Consider the following 22447-nt stretch of genomic DNA (forward strand, 5'->3'; position numbering starts at 1 on the left):
CGCTCCGGGTGCCTCCGGAATCGGCGTGGCTGCAGCCCAAGGGCTCAAGTCCGTCGCGAGGAGGGCAGGATCCGGGTGGGGTGAAGGGTTGAACCAGACCCGCGCGCCCCGGCCAGAGGGATAACAACCGCGCGGAGCGCTCCGGCCACGGCCGAAACGGTACTCCAATCACACTCTTCCGGGCCTGGCCCGGACGCTCCGCCGCCTCCCCACTCGCCGGTCAAACCGGCGAGGCTGCGAACCTGTGTCTACCGCTTCGGCGTCACCCGGATCGTCACCGGGTCCGGTGTGCCGTTGCCGCCGCGACAGGCGGCCGGCTTGAACTTCAGGTCCAGGCACACCCAGACCTCGGTCAGGCGATTGTCGCGGTTGACCCGGACATTCAGGCCCTCGGCCCTCAGGCCACGATTGCGGGTCAGGAAGGCGGCGCGTACCTGACCGGCGGTCATGGTCCCGTTCGCCTCGGGCTGCAGGTCGGGCACGTTCAGTCCGGCGCGCACGGCGCGGGCCTTTTTGAAATAGGCCTCGGGCGTCTTCCAGTCGCATGTGCCGTGGGCCTGCCACTCATGCTGCAGCAGCCAGGGCGAGGGGGTCATGCAGAGATTGGCCTTCACCGTCTTCAGGCTGAGCGGCGGGCTGGGCCGGCAATAGCGGGGGTGGACGCGGTCGGGCCCATTGGGCCACAGGCCGTGAACGGTGAAGCCGAAGCTGTTGGCCTCGCACTGGATGGCCTTGTCGGATTCCGGGATGTTCGACCGGCAGGCCTCGGGCGACCAGTAGAGGGCCAGAAGATAGGCCGCGATCGGAATGTCGGTGTGGATCTGGTCCGCCGGCGGCACCTCGGCCGGGGCCGGCACCACGTCGCGCGGCAGGGTGCAGGCCTTGAGGTCGGAGGCCTGGGCCGCGCCGGCCAGGCCCAGGGCCACGGCCCCGCCGATCAGGGTTCGGATAATCATGGCCGTCATGGGTCTTCCCGGGCTGGCCGGGCCCGCAGACTGCGGCCCCGCCGCGATGTCCTTACAACAGGCGCGGCAGGACGTCGCTCGTCTGACGGCCCGGATCATTATTGAGAATGATTATCATTGCACTGCCACAAGGCCCTAGATAAGAACGCTTCGCAATATCAGAAAGGGCGCGCGGGATCGCCGCCCCTCTGCAGACAGGATTTGTGATGCGTAATGTAAGCCCCCGTGATCCGGCCCTGCCGGGCATTGTCAGCCGTCAGCGGCGCGCCCTGGGCGCCGCCGCCGTGGCCGGCGTCGCCGGCCTGGCCTTTGGCGCGGGCCTGGTCCAGGCCGCCGAGGCCCCGGCCTCGACCGCCCTGGCGACCGCCCCCGCCGACCCAACCGAGATCTCGGCGGTCAAGGTCGACGGCCACAGGGCCACCGACGTCCAGTCGGCCAAGTACACCGCCCCGCTGGTCGACACGCCGCGCTCGATCACGGTGATCTCCAACAAGATCATCGAACAGACCGCCGCGACCTCGCTGCAGGACATTCTGCGAACCTCGCCGGGCATCACCTTCGGGGCGGGCGAGGGCGGCCAGCCCCTCGCCGACCGGCCGTTCATCCGGGGCCAGGCCTCGGGCAACAATGTCTTCGTCGACGGTATCCGCGACAGCGGCGGCCAGACCCGCGAGGTCTTCAATCTCGAACAGGTCGAGGTCATCAAGGGGCCGGACTCGGTCTATAGCGGCCGTGGCTCGGGCGGCGGCAGCATCAATCTGGGCTCCAAGTCGCCCAAGCCCGTCAGCTTCCTGCGCGGCTCCCTCGCCGCCGGCACCGACGCCAATGTCCGCGGCACGGTCGATGCCAACCAGGCCCTGGGCGAGACAGCGGCGGTGCGCCTGAACCTGATGTACACGCAAGGCGATACGCCGGGCCGCGACAGTGTCGATTTCAGGCGCTGGGGCGTCGCCCCGTCCCTGGCCTTCGGCCTCGGCACCGACACCCAGGTGACGGCCAGCTACTATCATCTGGAGACCGAGCAGGACCCCGACTACGGCATCCCCCTGGCCGCCAAGCGCAGCTGGGGCGCGGCCGGAACCGACGGTCGCACCCGTCCGGCGGACGGCATTCTGGACGTGTCTCCCGACGCCTATTACGGCCTGTCGGCGCGCGACTTCCTGAAGACCCGGGCCGATATCGCCACCCTGATCTTCAACCATCAGATCCATGACGACTTCGCCGTCCGCCAGGCGGTACGCTATTCCAGATCGCTGAACGACTATGTCGTCACCAATCCCGGCGATGGCGGCGTGGCCCAGTTCGTGGCCGGCGACTGGTGGATGAAGCGCGGCACCAAGACGCGCTGGAACCCGACCACCACGGTCGCGGCGGTCACCGATTTCAGCGGCGGGTTTGATCTCGGGACGGTAGAGAACCGCTTCAATCTCGGCATCGAGCTGGCCCGCGAGATCAATGAGAACGCCACCTATGTGGTCTTCACCCGCTCGGGTTCGGCCTGTCCGGCCGGCTTCACGGCCAATGTCACCGCAGCGGGAGCCGGCGACTGCACCCGGCTCTATGCCCCCAGCTCCAGTGACAGCTGGAACGGGACCATCACCCGCGCCCCGGCGGCCCGCTCGGTGACAAAAAGCGCAGCGATCTACGGCTTCGACACGATCAAGCTCAGCGAAAAGCTGCAGGTCAATCTCGGCGGCCGCTATGACGTCTACAAGACCCGCGGCACCAATGTGACGGTGACCAGCGCCAGTGGCGTGATCACCGGCGCGGTCTTCACCAGCGTTCCGGAAGCCGAGTGGGACTTCTTCAACTACCAGGTCGGCCTGGTGTTCAAGCCGACCGCCGCCTCCAGCCTCTATGGCTCCTATGCCACCGCCTCGACGCCGCCGACCATTTCGGCCGGCGACCAGAACACGGCGACCGGCACGGGCACGGGCAATCTGGCGACCACCCTGCTGGACCCGGAAGACACCACCAGCGCCGAGCTGGGGGCCAAGTGGACCTTGTTCGCCGACCGCCTGGCCCTGTCGGGAGCCCTGTTCCGGACCGAGCGCAAGAACGCCCAGATCCAGGTCGCGGCCGGTGTCTATGAGCAGGTCGGCGAGGCCATGGTCCAGGGCGTCGAGCTGGGCATTTCGGGCCATGTCACACCCCGGTGGCAGGTGTTCGGCGGCTATACCTATATGGACAGCGAACTGGTGCGCGGGGCCTATAATGGCGTCAACCAGGGCGACCCCCTGGCCAATACGCCCAAGCATAGCCTGAGCCTGTTCTCGACCTATCGCGTGACCCGCAAGATCGCCCTCGGCGGCGGGGCCTACCATGTCTCCAGGAGCTTCGGCGGCAATCAGGGCGGGGCCGGCGGCGGCGTCAACCGGGTCCATGCTCCGGCCTATAGCCGCTATGACGCCTTTGCCTCCTGGGCGATCAACGACCGCATCGACCTGCAGCTCAATGTCCAGAACCTGACGGACGAGCGCTATATCCTGCGCACCAATGGCGTCCACCACGCCGACCCCGCGCCGGCCCGCCAGACGATGCTGACCGTCAACGTCAAGTACTGAGACTCCCCTCTCGACTTGACGTTCGCCCCGTCCGGCAGGCCCAGGCCGGACGGGGCACCTTCATGTCCGACCTACGGAATTTCGATCATGATGCTGCAGATTCCCGAAGTCCTGACCAAGGTCCAGGTGGCCGAATGCCTGGCGATCCTCGACGCCGCCCTCTGGGTCGACGGCAACCTGACCTCGGGCTTCCAGGCGGCCCTGGCCAAGCAGAACCAGCAGCTGCCGCAAACCGGCGAGGCGGCCCGGACGGTCGGGGCGATCCTCCTGGCGGCGCTGGAGCGCAACCCCCTGTTCGTCTCGGCGGCCCTGCCCCGGACGATCCTGTCGCCGATGTTCAACCGCTATGGCGAGGGCATGGGCTTTGGCGACCATATCGACAATGCCGTGCGCCGTGATCCGGTCACCGGCCAGACCCTGCGCACCGACCTGTCGGCGACCCTCTTCCTGTCCGAACCCGAGGACTATGACGGCGGCGAGCTGGTGGTTGACGACCTCTATGGCAGCCATGCGGTCAAGCTTTCGGCCGGCGACCTGATCCTCTATCCGGCCTCCAGCCTGCACCATGTGACGCCGGTGACCCGGGGAACCCGCACGGCCAGCTTCTTCTGGATCCAGAGCCTGGTGCGCGAGGATGCCCGCCGGTCGCTGCTGCTGGACATGGATGTCGCTATCCAGCGATTGTCGGGCACGGTGGGCGCGGCCGATCCCTCGATCCTGGCCCTGACCGGAACCTATCACAACCTGCTGCGGCAATGGGCCGAGGTCTGAGGCTCGACGAGCGCGCTCGGCGAACATCGGTGTGCAAGGCAACACTCCCTTTACCAAAGGGCTCCACGATCCCTCGCGCGATCACCCGGAGCCCCGATGCCGTCTTCCCCGTCTTCCGACGCGACCCTGCTCGCGCCCTTGCCCTTCGGTGAGGCGGAAGCGGCCCGCTGGTTCTTCGCCCATGCCAAGGACCTGTTCGCCGTCGTCACGCCGGACGGCCGGTTCTCGGTGGTCAATCCCGCCTGGCAGGCCCTGACGGGGTGGTCGCCGGAGGATCTGGTCGGCCGGGCCTGTATCAAGTTCCTGCACGCCGAGAGCCATGGTGAACTGATCGACACCGGCCGGCGGCTTCGGGAGACCGGCTTTACCGTCAACCGCCTGCGGGTCCTGTGCAAGGACGGCGGGACGGTCTGGCTCGAGGGGCGCTCGCACCTGGGCCCCGGCGGTGAAATGGTCGGCACCCTGCATGATGTCTCGGTCGAGGTGGCCGCCACCCGCACCCGGGAGATCCTCGCCGAGGCAGCCGGAATCGGCGTCTGGACCTATGATCCGGTGACCGAGCACATCGACTGGACGCCTGACGCCCTGACCGCCACTGGCCTGTCGCCCAGCGACCTGGACAGCGCCGACGCCTTTCTGGCCCGGCTGGACGATGATCAGCGAACCGAGGTGGCCGATATTCTTCGCAAGGCGGTCCGTTCCGGCGAAGCCGGGGCGGTGGAATTCCGGCTGCGCGGTCGCGACGATCAGTGGTTCACCCTGAGGTCGACCTATCGGGCCGAGCCGCTGGACGGCGGCCTGTTCGCCCTGACCGGGATTTCGCAGAATGTCACCGATGTTGTGCGCAGCCGCGACGCGGCCCTCTGGGGCGAACGCCGGGCCCGGCAACTGGTCGAGGAAGCCCCGTTCGCGGTGGCCGTCTATGATCGCGACCTGCGCCTGCAGGTGGTCAGCCCGCGATTCCTCGAGGTCTTTCGCTCGACCGAAGCGGAGGTGATCGGCAAGTCGTTGCACGACCTGACCCACGGCAGTCGCCGGCGCTTTGTCTCGGCCGTGACCCGGGCCCTGTCCGGCGAGGTGGTCGCCCGGAGGGAGGATCGGCTGCATGACGCCGAGGGGGGCGAACACAGCCTGCGCTGGGAAGCCCGGCCCTGGCGCGATGCCTCCGGCGCGATCGTCGGGGTCATCACCTATATGGACGACGTTACCGCCCTGGCCGACGCTCGCCGCGAGGCCCACGTCAATGCCCGCCGGCTACGCACGGCCCTCGGTGCGGCGCGGGCCGGGGTCTATGAAATCGATCATGCCAGCCGGTCCTTCTGGGGATCGCCGGAGTTTCATCGCATGCTCGGGCGGCGCATTGCCTATGAGGATGTGCGCGAGGCCGTCTGGCCGATGCTGCATCCCGAGGATCGTGAGGCCCTGAAGGCCTCCGCCCCTGTCTGGCGACAGGGCGGCCCCCAGGTCTTCGACGCCCGCATGCTGGATGTCGCCGGGCAGGCCCGGTGGATGCGGGTGTTTCACGAGGTGCGCCGCGATGCCAACGGGCGGATCCGCAAGGCCTTCGGCCTGATCCTCGACATCGACGAGCGCAAGCGGGCCGAACTGGCCCTGGTGGCCGCCGAGCGCGAGGCCCAGGCTGCCAGTGAAGCCAAGGCCCAGTTCCTGGCCAATATGAGCCATGAGATCCGGACGCCGATGAACGGCGTGCTCGGCGTCATGCATCTGCTGAAGCGCCAGGGTCTGCCGGTCGAGGCCGAGGACCTGCTGGGTGAGGCCCTGGCCTGCGGCCAGATGCTGTCGACCCTGCTGGATGACGTGATCGACATCTCGCGCATCGAGGCCGGCAAGCTGGAGATTCACCCCGAGCCCGTTGATCCGCTGAACCTGTTGCAGGGCGTGGGGCGGTTGATGGCCGCCCAGGCCGAGACCAAGGGTCTGGACCTGGTGATCGACGCACCGCCCCTGGGCTGGATCAGCACCGATCCGACCCGCCTGCGTCAGGCCCTGTTCAACCTGATCGGCAATGCCGTGAAGTTCACCCTGCAGGGCACGGTGACGGTCCGGGCGCGTCGCCTTGAGGCCGCGGACGGTCCGATGATCGCCTTTGACGTCATCGACACCGGGGTTGGCGTGCCGACCGAGGTTCAGTCGCGGCTGTTCGAGCGCTTCGAGCAGGGGGATGCCAGCACCACCCGGCGGTTCGGCGGCTCGGGCCTGGGCCTGGCCATCACCCGGCGCCTGGCCCAGATGCTGGGCGGGGAGGTCGTCTTCCAGTCCGAACCTGGCGTCGGCTCCCGCTTCACCCTGACCATTGCCGCGCCGGCCTGCGCCGCCCCGATGCCGATCGGTCCGGCCTCGGCCGACATTCTGGCCGGCCTGCGGATCCTGCTGGTCGAGGACAATCCGACCAATCAGCTGGTGGCGTCGCGGATCCTGCAGCAGCTGGGGGCGGTGGTGCACCTGGCCGACAATGGCCAGTCCGGCGTCGAGGCTGTCCGCGAGGGGGGCTTCGATCTGGTGCTGATGGATGTACAGATGCCGGGGATTGACGGGCTCGAGGCGTCCCGGCGGATCCGCGCCCTGCCGGGCTCGGCCGGAAAAACGCCGATCATTGCCCTGACCGCCAATGTCATGGCTCACCAGCGCGCAGCCTATCTGGCCGCCGGCATGGACGGGGTCGCGGCCAAGCCGATCTCGCCGACGGCCCTGGTCACCGAAATCCTGCGGCTGGCGGACGGCCTGCCGATTTCAGAGACCGCTGTCGCCTGAGTTTCCCCGACGATCGAACCACGCTAAAGCAGTCGTCGAAGAGCGTGTGACAGCTCAAGGGGACCCCGAATGACCGACCAGACGACCCAGGAAGAGGGCGCATCCATGCGGACAGTGGTGGCGGCTTCGTCGGCCGGCACCGCCTTCGAGTGGTACGACTTCTTCATTTTCGGAAGCCTGGCCCAGGTCATTTCCAAGACCTTTTTCACCGGCCTGCCCGACGCCGCCGGCTATATCGCCGCCCTGGCCCTGTTCGGGGTCGGCTTTGCCTTCCGGCCTCTGGGGGCTCTGGTCTTTGGCAAGATCGGCGACCAGGCCGGTCGCAAGGGCGCGTTCCTCGCCACTGTGCTGCTGATGGGCGGTGCCACCTTCGCCATCGCCTTCCTGCCGACCTATGAGCAGGCCGGTATCATCGCACCGATCCTGCTGATCATCCTGCGCTGTTTGCAGGGCTTCGCCCTCGGCGGGGAATATGGCGGCGCCGCGATCTATGTCGCCGAGCACTCGCCCCCCGACAAGCGTGGCTGGTCGACCTCCTGGGTTCAGACCTCGGCCGCCTTTGGCCTCTTCGGCGCCCTGCTGGTGATCATGGCCACTCGCGCCGCTGTCGGCGTTGAAGCCTTTGACGCCTGGGGCTGGCGGATCCCGTTCGCCGTCTCGATCGGCCTGCTCGGCATCTCTGTGTGGATGCGCCTGAAGCTCACCGAGAGCCCGGCCTTCGCCAAGATGAAGGAAGAGGGCGAGGCCTCGAAGGCACCCTATGCCGAAGCCTTCGGCCAGTGGAAGAACATGAAGCTGGTCATCCTGGCCTTCCTGTCGATGATGTGCGCCCAGGGGGCCGTCTGGTACACGAGCTTCTTCTATGTCCAGACCTTCATGGAGAAGTTCCTCAAGGTCGATCCGGTCACAATCAATGCCCTGATGATGACCGCGACGGCGGTCAGCGCGATCTTCTACGTCGTGTTCGGTTGGTTGTCGGACAAGGTGGGCCGCAAGCCGGTCATGCTGGCGGGCATGACCCTGGCCCTGGTCTTCTACTTCCCCGGCTTCCACCTGCTCGAACGCGCCGCCAATCCGGCCCTTGCCGAGGCCTCGGCCAGGTCACCGGTCTCGGTGATTGCCGATCCTGCAGACTGCGCCCTGCAGTTCGACCCGGTCGGCAAGGCCGCCTTCGTGTCGTCCTGTGACATCGTCAAGAGCACCCTGGCCAATGCCGGGGTCTCCTATGATAATCAGAAAGCCCCGGCCGGCACCCCGGCGGTGATGAAGGTCGGCGACGTCGTGGTTGCCTCGCCCAGCGCCGAGGGCCTGTCGAAAGCCGAAACCAAGGCGGTCAAGGCGGACACCGAAGCTCGGATCAAGGCGGCCCTGACGGCGGCGGGCTATCCGGCCAAGGCCGATCCGGCCCGGATGAACCTGGTGGGCATGTTCGGCGTGCTGCTGGTCTTCGTGATCGCGGCGACCGCCCTGTTCGGCCCGCTGGCGGCCTGTCTGGTTGAGCTGTTCCCGACCCGGGTGCGCTATACCGCCCTGTCTTTGCCCTATCACATCGGCACCGGCTGGGTGGGCGGCTTCGTGCCATTCTTCGCCTTCGCCATCGTCACGGCGGTCGGCAATATCTATGCGGGCCTTTGGTATCCGGTCTTCTTCACCCTGGTCAGTGTCCTGACGACCCTGTTCCTGCTGCCCGAGACCAAGGGCAGGGCCCTGGACCAAGTCTGACCCGGCCCTAGAGCCCTGTCTCACCTGATGGCCTCATCAGGTGAGACAGGGCCATAAGTCAAAAGCCTGGAGCGTTCTTCAATCCGACAACCGTTTCACACTTGTCGGAAGCCGCCCTAGTTCGCCGGGGCTGAAAGCAGGACCTCGACCGCAACGTCGGCGGCGGTCAGGGCCTGGACCAGGGCCGGCTCGACCGGCGCGGTGATCAGGCGCACGACCTGTCGACCTTCGGAGGCCAGCTGGATCAACCGCTCGGCCGTGGCCTCGTGGGGCGTGATCCGCTCGACGTCGCGGCGGGCCATGGTCAGGATCTGCGGATCGACGTCTGGATCGAAGACCAGGGCATCAGCCGCGGACAGGGCCCGGACGGCGCGCAGGGTCAGCAGATCCGACGGGCCCTTGCCGGCAATGAAGCGCACCCGGCCACGGCGGGCCGAGCCCTTGGCCAGGGCCTCGCGGAACAGTCGCCCGGCGGTTTCCATGTCGCCCGACATCGCCGCCTGGGCCGCCTCGCCGGTCGCCGCATCGCGCAGGAACGAGCGGCGCTCATGCATGGCCGGCAGGGTCTTGCGGACCTCGTCCTGGAAACGGCGCAGCAGGGCGGCAACCCGGCCGGCGCCCTCCGGCACCTGGGCCTCAATGTCATTGCGCAGCAGGGTGGCCAGCACCGGCGAGGCCCCGCCGGTCCCGACGGCCGCCACCACCTCGCCCCGATCAATGACCGCCGGGGTGTTGAAGTCGCAGAGGGCGGGCTTGTCGACCACATTGACCAGGACCCGCGCGGCGCGGGCGGCGGCGGCGGCGGCCTGGATAAAGACCTCGTCCTCACTGGCGATGAAGGCCAGGACTGCCCCGGCATAGGCCCCCGGCAGGAAGGCGGCATGGCCATCGATCCGCACGACCGTGGCCGGCGACCCCTCGAACAGCCGGGCCTTGTTGTCGGCACCGTCGCCGGAGCCGGCGATCACGACCTTGCGGCCGGCGAGGGGGAAATAGGCGGGAAAACTGTCCAAGAGGGGTCCCTCAGCGGGCCTGGCAGGCATCATAGGGGCCACCCGGGAAGCCATCCAGGCTGGCATCGTCGCCCTTGCTCCAGATCTGGAACGGGCCCTTGGCATATCGCGCGCCGGACGCGGACCGCGCCAGGGGCAGGGCCTTGGTCACCCCGCCGGCCGAGACGATGGCCTGGTCGCCGCGCGCTGGATAGGTGGCGGTGAAACTTCGGCCTCCGCTGCAGGCATAGGCGACCGGCGTCGTCGTCGAGGGGCCCGGCTCGACCGTGGCACAGGCACCAAGCGTCAGGCCGGCAAAGGTCAGGGCGAGAACGAGGCGACGCACGAGGGACTCCGAAGGCGGGATCGCCGGATTGACGATGCGACCAGCATAGCCGGATTTGCGGCCGCTTTGCGCCCCCGTCATGGCCTGCGGACCGCTTTCTGGCGATGGGGTTCAACTCCATCGCGAACTTGCCGGCGGATGGTCGAAAATTGCCGCTTCCCCGCAGTGTGAACAGTGTTAGGTTTGGGGCTCTAGCAGGGTCGCGCCCCGGCCCGAGCTCGGTTGGAGGCGAAGACACATGGCCGCGACTCTCGATGTGAACGGCAAGGCGGTGACGGTTCAGGCCGATCCCTCGACCCCCCTGCTCTGGGTCCTGCGGGACGAGCTGGGCCTGACGGGAACCAAGTTTGGCTGTGGGGTCGCCCAGTGCGGGGCCTGCACGGTGCACGTCGATGGCCAGCCCATCCGTTCCTGCGTCACCCCGATCGAGGGCCTGGCCGGGTCCAAGATCACGACGATTGAAGGCCTGGGTGGCACCCATCCGCTGCAGCAGGCCTGGGTCAAGCATGACGTCCCGCAGTGCGGATACTGCCAGTCGGGCCAGATCATGTCGGCGGCCGCCCTTCTGGAACAGACCAAGGCCCCCAGCGATGCGCAGATCGACGAGGCCATGAGCGGCAATATCTGTCGTTGCGGCACCTATCAGCGGATCCGCGCCGCCATCAAGGACGCGGCGGGCCTGACCCCCGCCACCGCCGGCCTGCCCCATGCCGATATTGATGAAGCCATCGCCGCCGCTACCGGCGCGACCAGCCGTGGAGCCGGCCGATGAACGGGCCTTTCAACAAGCTCGTCGCCCAGGACGGTGTCAGCCGTCGTGATGTGCTGGTCGGTGCCACCCTCGTCGGGGGAGCCTTGCTGGTCGGCTGCTCTCCGGCCGATCTGCTGAGCGCCGGGTCCAAGGTCGAGGTCGGTGCCTTTGGGCCCTTCATCAAGATCGGGGCCGACGGCGCGGTGACCGTGATCTCCAAGCACATCGAGTTTGGCCAGGGCAATCACGCCGGCCTTGCGGCGATCGTCGCCGAGGAGCTGGACGCCGACTGGACGCGGGTCAAGGTCGAGCAGGCCCCGGCCAATGCCAAGCTTTATGCCAACGGAAACCAGGGCGCGCAGATGACCGGCGGGTCCTCGGCGATCTCTAATTCCTGGGACGAGTTGCGCAAGGCCGGCGCGGCTTCGCGGGCCATGTTCGTTCAGGCCGCTGCTGCAAAGTGGAGCGTTCCGGCCTCCGAGATCAAGGTCAAGGACAGCGTGCTCAGCCATGCCTCGGGCAAGACGGCCGGCTTTGGCGATCTGCTGGCCGATGCGGCCAAGATCACCCCGCCTGAAAGTCCAGCCCTGAAGGACCCGAAAACCTTCACCCTGATTGGCACCGATCGAGTTCGTCGCAAGGACTCCCTGGCCAAGAGCACCGGAACGGCCCGCTTCACCCAGGACGTCCAGCTGCCGGACATGCTGACGGCCATGGTCGCCCATGCCCCGCGGTTTGGCGGCAAGCTGAAGAGCTTTGACGCCACCGAAGCCCGCAAGGTGGCCGGTGTCGTCGATGTCTTCGAGATCCCGACCGGGGTCGCCGTCGTGGCCCAGACCACCTATGCCGCCCGCATGGGTCGCGAGGCCCTGAAACTGGAGTGGAACGAGGACAAGGCCGAGAAGCGCAGCTCGTCGGCCATCGCGGCCACCTTCCGTGACCTCGCCTCCGGCAAGGGTCCGGCCGACCAGAAATGGGAAGGCTTCGAGTCCAAGGGCGACGCTGCGGTCATCGCGAACGCCAAGGGCGCGGCGGTCTTCGAGGCGACCTATGAGTTCCCCTATCTGGCCCACGCCTCGATGGAGCCGATGAACTGTGTGGCCGCCGTCGATGGCAACAAGGTCAAGTTGACCTTCGGGTCGCAGGGCCAGACCCTGGACCAGCTGAATGTGGCCAAGATCGTCGGGACCCTGCCGGGATCCGTCGAGATCGAGACCCTGTTTGCGGGCGGGTCCTTTGGCCGGCGCGCCACCTTCCAGTCCGACTTTGTCGTCGAATGTGTCCATATCGCCAAGGCGGTCGGCAAGGGACGGCCGGTGAAGCTGGTCTGGACCCGGGAAGACGACATGCAGGCGGGCTATTTCCGCCCGCTGGTCGTGCATGCGGTCAAGATCAGCCTCGACAAGGACGGCTATCCGGCCGCCTGGCGTCACCGCATTGTCAGCCAGTCGATCATGAAAGACTCGCCGGTCGGCAGCAAAGGGCCCGATCCGACGGCGACCGAGGGCACGGCCGGCTCGCCCTATCTGAAGGTCACGCCGATCGTCGACGCCCAGCTGGCCCTGCCCGAAGTCGGGGTGCCGGTCCTGTGGTGGCGGTCCGTGGGGGCCACCCACACCGCCTTCGTGATGGAGCACACCATCGACCAGCTGGCCCTCAAGGCCGGCAAGGACCCGGTGGAGTATCGCCGCGCCCTTTATGTGAAGGCGGGGGCCGAGCGGCACCTGGCGGTCCTGAACCTGGCGGTTGAAAAGGCAGGCCCGACGGCGACCGCCGGCTGGACCCGCGGCGTGGCCGTGCATGAAAGCTTTGGCTCCGTGGTGGCCCAGATCGCCGAGGTCCAGCTGGTCGACGGTCAGCCGAAGGTCGGCCGCGTAGTCACGGCCATTGACTGCGGGACGGCGATTTCGCCCGATCAGATCGCGGCCCAGATGGAAGGCGGCACCTGTTATGGCCTGTCGGCCGCCCTGTTCGGCGAGATCACCCTGACCGACGGGGCCGTTGATCAGACCAATTTCGACGGCTATCGGGTTCTGCGGATGAACGAGGCCCCGACCGTCGAGACCCACATCCTGCCGTCCGGCGCGGCACCGAGCGGCGTGGGTGAGCCCGGGACGCCGGTCATTGCGCCGGCTGTGGCCAATGCCGTGCTCGCGGCGACCCGCAAGGCGACTTCACGGCTGCCCTTTACGCAACAGACGTGAACTTGTGACGTCCAGCGCCCTGCCGGCGCTGGACGTCGCGAGAAGCTGGCCGCATGCTGTCGCTATGGTGGCACCTGAAGACACGCCAGGTTTCGAACGGCTCACACCGCGTGAGCGGGAGATCCTGCGCCTGATTGCGCGCCATCTGCAGTCCAAGGAAATCGCCCGGCTGCTCAGCCTCTCGCCCAAGACGGTCGAGATGCATGTGCTCAGCGCGCGGCGTCGGCTGGCGGGGCTCAGCCGCCGCGATGCGGCCCTGGCCTTCATGGCCTGGGAAGCCGACCCCGGTAATGACTACCGTAAGCAATCGGATGACCTAGCCCTGGCCCCGACCCGGGTGTCCTCTCACCTCACAGGTGAGAACGGTCATGAACAACGAGCAAACCCGGGACGGGACTTGGAAGCGGCAGGAGGCCTCGGGCTTCTTCATCGCCAGCTGGCAGTCCCTCGAAGAGGCGCTGGTCCTGCTGGCGGGTACGCCGGAACGGGGCCAGCTGGTCTCGGAGACGGTCTCGGCCCTGAGGAAGGCCCAGACGGCTGGCGATCCGCCGCCCAGGCTGCTGCTGCGCGTTCTGGCGGCGACGGCCTTTCTGTCGGACGATCGGCCCCTGCGGACCGAGCAGGAAGGAGCTGGCGCGATGACCTGACTCCCCTGCAGTGGCTGGGCCTGATCATTGGACTGGCGATCCTGGGCGGACTTGCGCTCGGCGCCCTGACCACCGGAGCCCACGACTTCCTCTTTGCCCTCCAGCGGTTCCGCGAGGGCTGGAGCCCGCCGCCCGCGTCCTGAGCGCCGGAGCGAATTCCCCAAAATCGAGATCTTGAACGCGCGGCCGCCTGCCGCGTGACGGGAGAGTCTTGCATGAAACGGATCGATGCGGCCCGCGCCGGGGCCCAGAAACTGATGCGTGCCGAGGCGGCGATCGACGCGGCCCTGCGCGAAACCGCCGAACTGGTCGGCCTTTTGCCGACCCTGAGACTGCAGGCCAATCTGTCGGCCGTGATCGGTCAGGCGGCGGTGGACGATCTGGGCGAGACCCTGGCCCATATCCTTTCGGCCCGCCGGGCCATCGTCCGGGCCCACGGAGGCCTGCAGACCGTCCGCGAGCAGATCGGTTGCCGCACCGCGTCCGTCGGCGAGATGGACAAGCCGCCGGAAATACCGCGCACGGGCGGCTTCCACGCCCTGGAAGGCGGTCGGGCCGCATGATCCCGGTCTTCTCTAACGGTGCCGCATGCGGCATGGTCACGCGCCAGTTCGCGTCGGGGCCATGCCGTGTACCAAACCCTCACACCGTGGATTTCCCTGAGCGTTGCGGTGCTGATCTGCGGCTTCGCCATCTGGAAGGGCGACCGCTGGACCCGCTTTGTGGCCATGGTCTATCTGGCCGGCTGGATCGCGACCCCCTTTGCCCAGATCCGCGATCCCCTCAGTCCCGAATGGCGGGTCATGGCCATCGACGCCGTGGTCATGGTCCTGCTGGTCTGGGCCTCGCTGAAGGCGCGACGGCTGTGGAGCGTCCTGGCCGCCGCCTGCCAGATGATGGCCGTGGCCTCGCACCTCGTATCGATCATCGACCTGCGCATCTACATGGTGACCCTCGTCGTGGGCCTGACCCTGATCAGCTACGGGGTCCTGGTTGCCCTGCTGGTGGCGACCCTGTCGACCGTCCGGGCCCGGCGGCGCAGCCATGAGCGGCCTGACGACCCTCGTTCATGAGGTTTCCGCCGAGGAGATCGCCGAGTTCAAGCGCGGACTGAGCGCGCTCGGGCCACAGCAGCGCCGGATCCTGGCCGTCCTGATCCCGCGGCTGATTGCCCTGGAGGAGCGCGGTGACCCCGAGGGGGCGATCCGGATCATCGACGAGATCCGCGCCATCCTGATGACCCAGCGCCGGACCTGCCACTAGGCGCGGTCAAGGTCGTCGGGACGGTCGATGTCGAACAGGATGCCGGCCGCGTCGACCTCGATCCTGATGAACCGCTCACCGGCCTGACGGATCAGGGCCTGGGCACCGACATCGCCGTCCAGCCTGCGCAGCGCCGGGATCCAGTCACCGCCTAACAGTACCGGATGGCCGCGCTGGCCCTCATAGAAGGGCGCAGCGATGCCGTCGCGTCCGGGCAGGGCGCGGATCAGGGCCGGGGCGACCTCGGGGGTGACCAGGGGCATGTCACCCAGAAAGACAAAGACTCCGTCGATGTCAGGGGGCACCGCCTGAGCCGCAGCGGCCAGGGACGCGCCCATGCCCCGGGCCGGATCGGCGACCCTGACCACGGTCAGGTCGGCATCCGAGCCGAGTCCGAGGATGGTTGCCTCCAGCTCCGGGTCGTCGCCGATCGCAACCACGACCGAGACGGCCGGGCTCGCCACAGCGGCAGCCAGCGCCCCGGCAATCAGGGGCTGGCCCCGAAACGGCGCCAGCAGCTTGCCGCCGCCGAACCGGGTGCCAAGACCGGCGGCCAGGACGATCGCCGCGAACCTTGCGCTTTTGCTTTCCGCCATCCTGTCCAACGCCTATCCTGCCGGCAGACATGACGCCCTATGACGACAGCCCCGCGCAAGCGGCCATGACCGCGCCCCGTCTGATCGACGGTTTCGGCCGTGCCGTCACCTATCTTCGGGTCTCGGTGACCGATCGCTGTGACCTGCGCTGCGTCTATTGCATGTCCGAGCACATGACCTTCCTGCCCAAAGCCCAGGTCCTGACCCTCGAGGAGATGGACCGTGTCGCCACGACCTTCATCGGTCTGGGGGTTCGCAAGCTGCGTCTGACCGGTGGGGAGCCGCTGGTGCGCAAGGGCTTCATGGAGCTGGTCGCCGGCCTGTCGCGTCACCTGCGATCGGGGGCGCTGGACGAGCTGACCCTGACCACCAACGGCACCCAGCTGGCCAAATATGCCGAAGATCTGGCCCGCCATGGCGTTCGGCGGATCAATGTCTCGCTCGACACCCTGAAGCCCGACCTCTTCAGGCGTCTGACCCGGGGCGGCGACGTCGCCCAGGTGATCGGCGGCATCGATGCGGCCCTGGCCGCCGGCATAGCGGTGAAGATCAATGCCGTGGCCCTCAAGCATGACAATGCCGCCGAGCTGCCGGACCTGATCAGCTGGGCCCACCAGCGCGGCTGCGACATGACCCTGATCGAGACCATGCCGCTGGGCGAGATCGACGAGGACCGTACCGACCAGTACCTGTCGCTGAAGGACGTGCGCCGCGACCTGGCCTCGTTCTGGACTCTGGAGGACCTGGCCTATGCCACCGGCGGGCCGGCCCGCTACACCCGCATCGCCGAGACCGGCGGGCGCCTCGGCTTCATCACCCCGCTCAGCCACAATTTCTGCGAGTCCTGCAATCGGGTTCGTCTGACCTGCACCGGCACCCTGCACACCTGCCTGGGCCGTGATGACGCTTCGGACCTGCGGGCGGTGATCCGGGCCGGGGCGACCGAGGCCGAGCTGCAGCAGGCGATCTTCGCCGCGATCGGGTCCAAGCCCGAAGGCCATGACTTCCAGATCGCCAGGGCCCGTCCGGCCGTCGCCCGCCACATGTCGACCACGGGGGGCTGAGATGGCGCAGGTGCTGCTGTTTGGACGCCTGGCCGACCAGGCCGGCTGGCGGGACCGGGCCTTTGAGGCGACTTCGCTCGCGGCGTTGCGGGACCTGATCGCCCATGACGATCCAGATCTTGGCGAGGCCCTCAGCGGCCCCGGCGTCCAGGTCGCGGTCGACAAGGCGCTGGTCCGGGGTGAGGCCGTGCTGGCCACCGGCACCGAGGTCGCCTTCCTGCCGCCGATGAGCGGCGGATGATCACCCTCACCGCCGAACCGTTCGAGCCGGGCGCCTTGCTCACCCGCTTCTGCGCCGGACGTGACGAGACGGGTGCCGTGGCCAGTTTTGTCGGCCTGGCCCGGGCCGAAAAGGGTCAGGCGGCGGCGCTGGAGCTGGAGGCCTATCCCGGCTTTACGGACGCGGCGATCAGCGCCTTTGCCGAAACCGCCAGAACCCGCTTTCGCCTGCACGATTATCACATCGTCCACCGCACGGGCCGCATCGCGCCGGGCGAGGCCATCGTCTTCGTCGCCACCGCCGCCGGCCATCGTCGCGAGGCCTTCGAGGCCTGCGACTTCCTGATGGACTGGCTGAAAAGCCGGGCCCCCTTCTGGAAGAAGGAGCATGGTCCGGACGGCGCCCGCTGGATCGAGCCGACGGACCGCGATAGGACCGACGCATCGCGTTGGGATCAGGAGTAGATCATGTCGGCAGCAGGCCTCACCCCCGGTGGCGGGATCAAGCCGGACCTTCCGTTCATGCCGGTGCGCGTGGCGATCCTGACCATTTCCGACACCCGCGATGAGGAAAGCGATACCTCCGGCCAGGTGCTGGTCGATCGCGTCAAGGCCGCCGGCCACGAGCTGGGCGGCCGGGCGGTGGTGCGCGACGACGTGGCCCAGATCCGCGATCAGGTCAGAACCTGGATCGCCGGCGGCCAGGTCGATGCCATCATCACCACCGGCGGCACAGGCCTGACCGGCCGCGACGTCACGGTCGAGGCCCTGGAGCCGCTGTTCAACAAGAAGATCGACGGCTTCTCGGTGATCTTCCACATGGTCTCCTATGCCTCGGTGGGGCTCTCGACCCTGCAGTCGCGGGCCACGGCCGGACTGATCGACGGTGTCTTCGTCTTCTGTCTGCCGGGCTCCAACGGCGCGGTGCGCGACGGCTGGGACAAGGTGATCTCCGCCCAGCTCGACAGCCGCCACAAGCCCTGCAACATGGTCGAGCTGATGCCCCGGCTGCTCGAACAGTGAGCAAGCTGACCCACATCGACGACCAGGGCCGGGCCCGCATGGTCGATGTCTCGGGCAAACCCGAGACGGCCCGCGAGGCGGTGGCCACCGGCTTCGTGCGGATGAGCCCCGAGACCCTGGCCCTGGCCGTCTCCGGAACCGGCCGCAAGGGCGATGTCCGGGCCGTGGCCGAGATCGCCGGGGTCATGGCCGCCAAACAGACCTCGAACCTGATCCCCCTGTGCCACCCCCTGGCCCTGTCCAAGGTGGTGGTCGAGGTCGAGGCGGGCGAGGGCGGTCTGGCCGTCACCGCCCGGGTCAAGACCACCGGACCGACCGGGGTCGAGATGGAGGCCCTGACCGCCGTCTCGGTGGCCTGCCTGACGATCTACGACATGCTGAAAGCCGCCGAGAAGGGCATGGTCATCGAGGCCGTGCGCCTGATCGAAAAGACCGGCGGGAAGTCGGGGGACTGGACGGGGGATTAGGTTCGGCCGTCGCGGGCTGACGTTCGGGCGCACGGCTTTGCCGCTTCACGCGGTCGACCCGCTGAAGGTTGGGGAGGCGGCGGAGCGTCCGGGCCAGGCCCGGTGGGGGTTGTAGAGGAGTACCGTTTCGGCCGTGGCCGGAGCGCTCCGCGCGGTCGTTATCCCTCTGGCCGGGGCGCGCAGGCCTGTTCAGCCTTTTGCCCCACCCGGATTTCATCCTCCTCGCGACGGACATGAGCCTGGGGCTGCAAGCCACGCCGATTCCGGAGGAACCCGGAGCGGACCTTCGGACGGGCGGAGGCTTGGCCTTCCTCCGATGGACAGGTTTACGTCCCCTGTCCTCTTGTACCCGTACAACCGCCCCCGTCGCGCGTTTCGGCCGCCAGCTTCGCGCCCTCCCCTGCGACGGGGCGAGCTTGATTATGCGGGAGGTTTGTTGGGGGCTGCGCCGATTTTGGATCGTGACGCCGGGTGGCGGGGTCAGGGCTTTGATTTCGTTGGGGTCGGGGCAGTGTTATCCCCGTGCGAGTACGGGGATAGAGGCCGACACACGGAACCCCTCTCTCTATGAGAGAGGGGTTCCGTGCGCGCCGGATGGCTCGGCAAAGCCGCCGCCCCCTCGGGCAGAGCCATCCTTACATCTCACGGCGAGACGATCGCAGGGCAGATGAGGTCACTCAAGGACGGCTTCGCCGCCGCGTAGCGGCCGCTCGGAGAGCGGTCCTTGACTGACCTCATCTGCCCTGCACGCTTCAGCCTCCAGGAGATTGAAGGATGAGCGGGACGCGGGGCGTCCGCTTGTTGGATGGGCGGGGATGTCTGCTTCCGACCCGTTGCGGACCCAGGCGAGCTAGGGGATGTTTGACGAATGCGATGCTATCACGTCCTCGTTCATGGCCAGTTGAATTGGCAAGAAACTGGTTTTGGGGAGCACGGTGGCCCTCAGCCAGCCGGCCTTCATTGTAATCTTTGGGTTCTTGCTTCGAACGAGAAAGACGCTGCTGAGAAAGCGTTTGCCCGCGTCCGCGTGAAACTAAACGATTGGCTTGTCCAAAATGGCGCGAAGCTGACTCTTGAACCCGAAGAAGTCTTGAGTGCGCCGATCTACAAATTGCTGGCACGCGAGCAAGGCATAGTCTTCTACGCTGAGGATTAAGGTCCGCCTCCCACCCTTTTCAGCCACTCGGAAGGTCCGCCTTCTGGCACCCAAGGCCACCGGCCGCTCACGCACACGGCGGTACCGCCCCCTACGCCTCCACCCCCCGCCGCGCCAGCGCCGGATGCCCGTGCCGCGTGGCCATGATCTCGCCGATCACCGCCACCGCCACCTCGAAAGGGGCCTTGCCGCCGAGATCCAGACCGATCGGCGCGCGCAGCCGGGCGAGGTCGTTATCGGTCAGACCTGCCGCCTTCAGGCGTTCGATCCGCTCGCCCAGCCGTCGCCGGGCCCCCAGCAGTCCGACATAGGACGCGGGTGAGGGCAGGGCGGCCAGCAGGGCGGCGTGATCAATCTCGAGGTCATGGCCGCAGACCGCCACCGAGGTCCAGCGGTCGAGGCCGATACCGGCCAGGGCATCGGCCACCGCGTCGCGCCGATAGGCGACGCCCGGCAGGGGCGGCGGGGCAAGGGGGCCCTTGGGGCGGACCAGATGGGTTTCGAAGCCGGACTGGGCCCCGAGGCTGGCTATGGCCAGGGCCGTCGGGTCGCCGCCCAGCACCACCAGTCGCGGAACCGGGTCATAGGCGCGCTCGAAGGCGCCGGGCCAGGGCGCGATCGGCACCTCCAGGCACTGACGCCGTTCCCCGTCGCTGGCCCAGAAGGCCGGCATCCGGCTATCGGCCAGGCGCAGGAGGGTCGCGACCGCAGGATCATCAGGCGCGAGGCGCTCGACCAGGATCTCGATCCGCGCGCCGCACAGCAGGCGAATGTCCGGCCAGGGGCTGCCCTCGCCATAGACCAGCCGGCGCTGCTTGCCGTCCTCGAGACAGGCCAGGGCATGGCCCTCGACATCGGCTTCAATGCAGCCGCCCGACAGAAAGCCGGAAACAATATTTTTTCCGAACACCATCTGGGTGCCGACCGGACGCGGGCCGCCGCCGCCCAGGGCGACGATGGTGGCGAGGGCCACCGGACCGGCCAAAAGCCCCGTCCGCAGGGCGGGTCGGGCGTCATCGGCCATGCCGTAGAGGGGCCAGTCGGCGGCCGTTTGAAAGCTGTTCATCACGGCCGACTTTAACCCCTCGGCAAGGTTCCAGAAACGGGTTCTTCAAACCTTGGCGTCTAGAGTCAGCGAACACAGGTGTCGTTCCTTACGGATGGTCATGCCCATTTCGGTCTCAAAGCTTGGCCTCGCGGCCGCCCAGTTCGGACTCGATGGCATGACGTCGTCGCCGCGCGGGCGTTCGCCTGAAGCCGAGGCCCGCGACATTCTTTCGATCGCCGACCGCTCGGGCCTGTCGGTCCTCGACGCCTCCGGCGTCTATGGCCGGGCCGAATCCATTCTCGGCGACCTGATTCCCCGTCCCGTCTCGTTCCGGGTGACCCTGTCGACCGCGCGTGCGGACCGGGGCCCTGACTATGTCGAGACCGAGGCCCGCAACAGCCTGCGTCGCCTGGGCCTGGAACGCGCCGACGCCATCATCGTCCATTCGCCCTCCGAGCTGTTCGGCCCGCATGGCGCGGCCCTGTGGGACCGCCTGGCCCGCCTGCGCGACGAGGGCCTGTTCAACAAGATCGGCGTCGCCGCCCATGCCAGCGACGATCCGGTCGGCGTGGCCCGCCGCTTCAAGCCCGACATCCTGCAGGCCCCGGCCAGCCTGCTGGACCAGCGCCTTCTGGCCGACGGCTCCCTGTCGCGGATCGCCGGCATGGGGATCGAGGTGCAGCTGCGCTCGATCTTCCTCAACGGCCTGCTGTTCCTGCCGCCCGATCGGGTTCCGGCCCAGCTGAAGGGGGCCTCCGGCCGCCTGTCGCGGGTGCGGCGCATGATCGCCGAAGGCCGCTCCGACCCGCTGCAGGCCGCCCTGGGCTTTGCCCTGTCGCGCCCGGAAGCCAGTGCGGTTCTGGTCGGCGTCACCTCGGCCGCCGAGCTGTCGGCCGTGGTCGCCGCAGCCTCCAGCCCGCCGCCGGATCTGGACTGGGACGACATGGCCATCGACGACCCCGTCGCCCTCGACCCGCGGCGTTGGGTCGCTTAGGCGACTCCCCGAATCAAACCCGACAGTACGAAGCCTGCCTAGGTCCAGCGGTCGCGTCAGCGGCCCGGGAACATGGTTTATGGCGCGTAAGTCTTTGATTCATCGGGTTTTTATGAATCGAGTCTAGACTAGGCGCAACAAGAGGTTTCCGGGGAGCGCATCGTGATCCTTACCGTTCTGCAGGCCCGCATGGGGTCCCGCCGGCTGCCAGGCAAGGCCATGGCCACGCTCCAGGGCCAGCCGATGATCATCCGTCAGCTGGAACGGCTGCGCAGCGCCCGCTGTCCCAGCAAGATCATAGTCGCCACCAGCACCGACGCCTCCGACGACGCCCTGGCGGGCTTTGTCGTGTCGCGGGGCTATACGGTCCATCGCGGGGCCGGGGCCGATATCCTCGACCGTATCGCCCGCTGCGCCGAGGCGATCAGCTCGGTCAGCCATGTGGTGCGGATCAAGGGCGACGCGCCCTTCGTGGATCCGGGCATTGTCGACGAGGCCGTCCGTCTGGCCCTGGCCAGTGGCGCGGCCTATACCTCCAACCACGTTCAGCGCACCTATCCGGCCGGGCTCGAGGTCGAGGTGATCACGGCCAATGCCCTGCGCATCGCGGCCGCCGGGGCGCGCGATCCGGAGGGCCGGGTGTCGCCCACCGCCGCCATCCGCAACGATCCGGCCCGGTTCAGCCAGGCCCATCTCAAGGCCCGTCGCGACTGGTCGCATCTGGACTGGCGGGTCAAGACCGCCGCCGACCTCGCCTTTGCACGGTCGATCTACAATGCCCTGCATCCGGTCGACCCGAATTTCAGCATGACCGATGTTCTGGACCTGGTCGAAAGCCATCAGGACCTGGCGCGGTTCGCGGCGTAGCCTTGAAATCCGCTCT

The 22447-nt window shown here is 67.9% G+C and carries 21 protein-coding genes and 2 pseudogenes; 18 read left to right on the top strand and 5 right to left on the bottom strand.

Annotated elements, in window-relative coordinates; genetic code table 11:
* Nucleotides 1–248 precede the first annotated feature (248 nt).
* On the bottom strand, nt 249–965 hold the full coding sequence (locus AQ619_RS00220; RefSeq protein ID WP_062142604.1) for a ribonuclease T2: 717 nt from the start codon (nt 963–965) through the stop codon (nt 249–251).
* Nucleotides 966–1171: 206 nt separating this feature from the next.
* Between AQ619_RS00220 and AQ619_RS00225 the strand changes: the two genes are divergently transcribed.
* The 4 genes from AQ619_RS00225 (at nt 1172) to AQ619_RS00240 (ending at nt 8794) form a co-directional block, all read left to right on the top strand.
* Nucleotides 1172–3529 (top strand): TonB-dependent receptor, encoded by a 2358-nt coding sequence (locus AQ619_RS00225; protein ID WP_062142607.1) that lies wholly within the window; start codon nt 1172–1174, stop codon nt 3527–3529.
* A gap of 87 nt (nt 3530–3616) precedes the next feature.
* Nucleotides 3617–4300 carry a Fe2+-dependent dioxygenase gene (locus tag AQ619_RS00230; RefSeq protein WP_062142610.1) on the top strand — a complete coding sequence of 228 codons (684 nt, stop codon included), beginning with the start codon at nt 3617–3619 and terminating at the stop codon, nt 4298–4300.
* Nucleotides 4301–4396: 96 nt separating this feature from the next.
* A complete protein-coding gene (locus AQ619_RS00235) occupies nt 4397–7072 on the top strand; it encodes a PAS domain S-box protein (protein ID WP_062142613.1) in 2676 nt (891 codons plus the stop codon).
* 69 nt (nt 7073–7141) lie between these two features.
* On the top strand, nt 7142–8794 hold the full coding sequence (locus AQ619_RS00240) for an MFS transporter (protein ID WP_062142616.1): 1653 nt from the start codon (nt 7142–7144) through the stop codon (nt 8792–8794).
* Between the two features lie 116 nt (nt 8795–8910).
* Here the strand turns inward: AQ619_RS00240 and AQ619_RS00245 are convergent, their stop codons facing one another.
* Together AQ619_RS00245 and AQ619_RS00250 are read right to left on the bottom strand one after the other, a co-directional pair.
* On the bottom strand, nt 8911–9807 hold the full coding sequence (locus tag AQ619_RS00245; RefSeq protein WP_062142619.1) for an NAD(P)-dependent oxidoreductase: 897 nt from the start codon (nt 9805–9807) through the stop codon (nt 8911–8913).
* 10 nt (nt 9808–9817) lie between these two features.
* Complete coding sequence (locus tag AQ619_RS00250) at nt 9818–10213, bottom strand: MliC family protein (RefSeq protein WP_062142622.1); 396 nt, start codon at nt 10211–10213, stop codon at nt 9818–9820.
* 157 nt (nt 10214–10370) lie between these two features.
* Here AQ619_RS00250 and AQ619_RS00255 point away from each other — a divergent pair, with 157 nt between their 5' ends.
* From AQ619_RS00255 to AQ619_RS00285, 7 genes and pseudogenes are all read left to right on the top strand, one after another.
* Nucleotides 10371–10904: a (2Fe-2S)-binding protein gene (locus AQ619_RS00255; protein WP_062142625.1), complete on the top strand. Its 534-nt coding sequence runs from the start codon at nt 10371–10373 to the stop codon at nt 10902–10904.
* Nucleotides 10901–13087 (top strand): xanthine dehydrogenase family protein molybdopterin-binding subunit, encoded by a 2187-nt coding sequence (locus tag AQ619_RS00260; protein ID WP_062142628.1) that lies wholly within the window; start codon nt 10901–10903, stop codon nt 13085–13087. The genes AQ619_RS00255 and AQ619_RS00260 overlap by 4 nt, the downstream gene beginning before the upstream one ends.
* Nucleotides 13088–13151: 64 nt before the next feature.
* Nucleotides 13152–13334: pseudogene (locus AQ619_RS18580) on the top strand (response regulator transcription factor); the annotation flags it as partial.
* Nucleotides 13335–13455: 121 nt separating this feature from the next.
* Nucleotides 13456–13734, top strand: a complete 279-nt coding sequence (locus AQ619_RS00270; protein ID WP_062142633.1) for a hypothetical protein — start codon at nt 13456–13458, stop codon at nt 13732–13734.
* Nucleotides 13735–13949: 215 nt separating this feature from the next.
* Complete coding sequence (locus tag AQ619_RS00275; protein ID WP_062142637.1) at nt 13950–14297, top strand: hypothetical protein; 348 nt, start codon at nt 13950–13952, stop codon at nt 14295–14297.
* Nucleotides 14298–14363: 66 nt separating this feature from the next.
* Nucleotides 14364–14807 (top strand): hypothetical protein, encoded by a 444-nt coding sequence (locus AQ619_RS00280; protein ID WP_166504098.1) that lies wholly within the window; start codon nt 14364–14366, stop codon nt 14805–14807.
* On the top strand, nt 14779–14997 hold the full coding sequence (locus AQ619_RS00285) for a hypothetical protein (RefSeq protein ID WP_062142643.1): 219 nt from the start codon (nt 14779–14781) through the stop codon (nt 14995–14997). Before AQ619_RS00280 ends, AQ619_RS00285 begins: the two co-directional genes overlap by 29 nt.
* Here the strand turns inward: AQ619_RS00285 and AQ619_RS00290 are convergent.
* Entirely contained in the window at nt 14994–15593 is a 600-nt protein-coding gene (locus tag AQ619_RS00290) for a nucleotidyltransferase family protein (RefSeq protein WP_062142646.1), read from the bottom strand. The two genes, AQ619_RS00285 and AQ619_RS00290, sit on opposite strands and share 4 nt — an antisense overlap.
* A 29-nt stretch (nt 15594–15622) precedes the next feature.
* On the opposite strand from AQ619_RS00290, the gene moaA reads away from it, so the two are divergent.
* From moaA to moaC, 5 genes are read left to right on the top strand one after another with little or no spacing between them, the layout of a single operon-like run.
* Nucleotides 15623–16657 carry a GTP 3',8-cyclase MoaA gene (gene moaA / locus AQ619_RS00295; protein WP_062142649.1) on the top strand — a complete coding sequence of 345 codons (1035 nt, stop codon included), beginning with the start codon at nt 15623–15625 and terminating at the stop codon, nt 16655–16657.
* A gap of 1 nt (nt 16658) precedes the next feature.
* A complete protein-coding gene (locus AQ619_RS00300) occupies nt 16659–16898 on the top strand; it encodes a MoaD/ThiS family protein (RefSeq protein WP_062142652.1) in 240 nt (79 codons plus the stop codon).
* Nucleotides 16895–17341 (top strand): molybdenum cofactor biosynthesis protein MoaE, encoded by a 447-nt coding sequence (locus AQ619_RS00305; protein WP_062142655.1) that lies wholly within the window; start codon nt 16895–16897, stop codon nt 17339–17341. Before AQ619_RS00300 ends, AQ619_RS00305 begins: the two co-directional genes overlap by 4 nt.
* 3 nt (nt 17342–17344) lie before the next feature.
* On the top strand, nt 17345–17899 hold the full coding sequence (moaB, locus tag AQ619_RS00310; RefSeq protein ID WP_062142658.1) for a molybdenum cofactor biosynthesis protein B: 555 nt from the start codon (nt 17345–17347) through the stop codon (nt 17897–17899).
* On the top strand, nt 17896–18366 hold the full coding sequence (gene moaC, locus AQ619_RS00315; protein WP_062142661.1) for a cyclic pyranopterin monophosphate synthase MoaC: 471 nt from the start codon (nt 17896–17898) through the stop codon (nt 18364–18366). Before moaB ends, moaC begins: the two co-directional genes overlap by 4 nt.
* Before the next feature lie 1247 nt (nt 18367–19613).
* Here the strand turns inward: moaC and AQ619_RS00320 are convergent.
* A pseudogene (locus tag AQ619_RS00320) lies at nt 19614–20664 on the bottom strand (XdhC family protein).
* Nucleotides 20665–20688: 24 nt separating this feature from the next.
* Here AQ619_RS00320 and AQ619_RS00325 point away from each other — a divergent pair.
* Both AQ619_RS00325 and AQ619_RS00330 read left to right on the top strand, forming a co-directional pair.
* Complete coding sequence (locus AQ619_RS00325; RefSeq protein WP_062151063.1) at nt 20689–21564, top strand: bifunctional regulator KidO; 876 nt, start codon at nt 20689–20691, stop codon at nt 21562–21564.
* A gap of 162 nt (nt 21565–21726) precedes the next feature.
* On the top strand, nt 21727–22431 hold the full coding sequence (locus AQ619_RS00330; protein ID WP_062142667.1) for a glycosyltransferase family protein: 705 nt from the start codon (nt 21727–21729) through the stop codon (nt 22429–22431).
* The last annotated feature ends 16 nt before the right edge of the window (nt 22432–22447 follow it).

It is taken from the genome of Caulobacter henricii, assembly GCF_001414055.1.
Lineage (GTDB): Bacteria > Pseudomonadota > Alphaproteobacteria > Caulobacterales > Caulobacteraceae > Caulobacter > Caulobacter henricii.

Coding starts and splice junctions, on each gene's coding strand:
- AQ619_RS00220 (WP_062142604.1), bottom strand. CDS start 965: ATGACGGCCATGATTATCCGAACCCTGATCGGCGGGGCCGTGGCCCTG.
- AQ619_RS00225 (WP_062142607.1), top strand. CDS start 1,172: ATGCGTAATGTAAGCCCCCGTGATCCGGCCCTGCCGGGCATTGTCAGC.
- AQ619_RS00230 (WP_062142610.1), top strand. CDS start 3,617: ATGATGCTGCAGATTCCCGAAGTCCTGACCAAGGTCCAGGTGGCCGAA.
- AQ619_RS00235 (WP_062142613.1), top strand. CDS start 4,397: ATGCCGTCTTCCCCGTCTTCCGACGCGACCCTGCTCGCGCCCTTGCCC.
- AQ619_RS00240 (WP_062142616.1), top strand. CDS start 7,142: ATGACCGACCAGACGACCCAGGAAGAGGGCGCATCCATGCGGACAGTG.
- AQ619_RS00250 (WP_062142622.1), bottom strand. CDS start 10,213: ATGACGGGGGCGCAAAGCGGCCGCAAATCCGGCTATGCTGGTCGCATC.
- AQ619_RS00255 (WP_062142625.1), top strand. CDS start 10,371: ATGGCCGCGACTCTCGATGTGAACGGCAAGGCGGTGACGGTTCAGGCC.
- AQ619_RS00260 (WP_062142628.1), top strand. CDS start 10,901: ATGAACGGGCCTTTCAACAAGCTCGTCGCCCAGGACGGTGTCAGCCGT.
- AQ619_RS00270 (WP_062142633.1), top strand. CDS start 13,456: ATGAACAACGAGCAAACCCGGGACGGGACTTGGAAGCGGCAGGAGGCC.
- AQ619_RS00275 (WP_062142637.1), top strand. CDS start 13,950: ATGAAACGGATCGATGCGGCCCGCGCCGGGGCCCAGAAACTGATGCGT.
- AQ619_RS00285 (WP_062142643.1), top strand. CDS start 14,779: ATGAGCGGCCTGACGACCCTCGTTCATGAGGTTTCCGCCGAGGAGATC.
- AQ619_RS00290 (WP_062142646.1), bottom strand. CDS start 15,593: ATGGCGGAAAGCAAAAGCGCAAGGTTCGCGGCGATCGTCCTGGCCGCC.
- moaA (WP_062142649.1), top strand. CDS start 15,623: ATGACGCCCTATGACGACAGCCCCGCGCAAGCGGCCATGACCGCGCCC.
- AQ619_RS00300 (WP_062142652.1), top strand. CDS start 16,659: ATGGCGCAGGTGCTGCTGTTTGGACGCCTGGCCGACCAGGCCGGCTGG.
- AQ619_RS00305 (WP_062142655.1), top strand. CDS start 16,895: ATGATCACCCTCACCGCCGAACCGTTCGAGCCGGGCGCCTTGCTCACC.
- moaB (WP_062142658.1), top strand. CDS start 17,345: ATGTCGGCAGCAGGCCTCACCCCCGGTGGCGGGATCAAGCCGGACCTT.
- AQ619_RS00325 (WP_062151063.1), top strand. CDS start 20,689: ATGCCCATTTCGGTCTCAAAGCTTGGCCTCGCGGCCGCCCAGTTCGGA.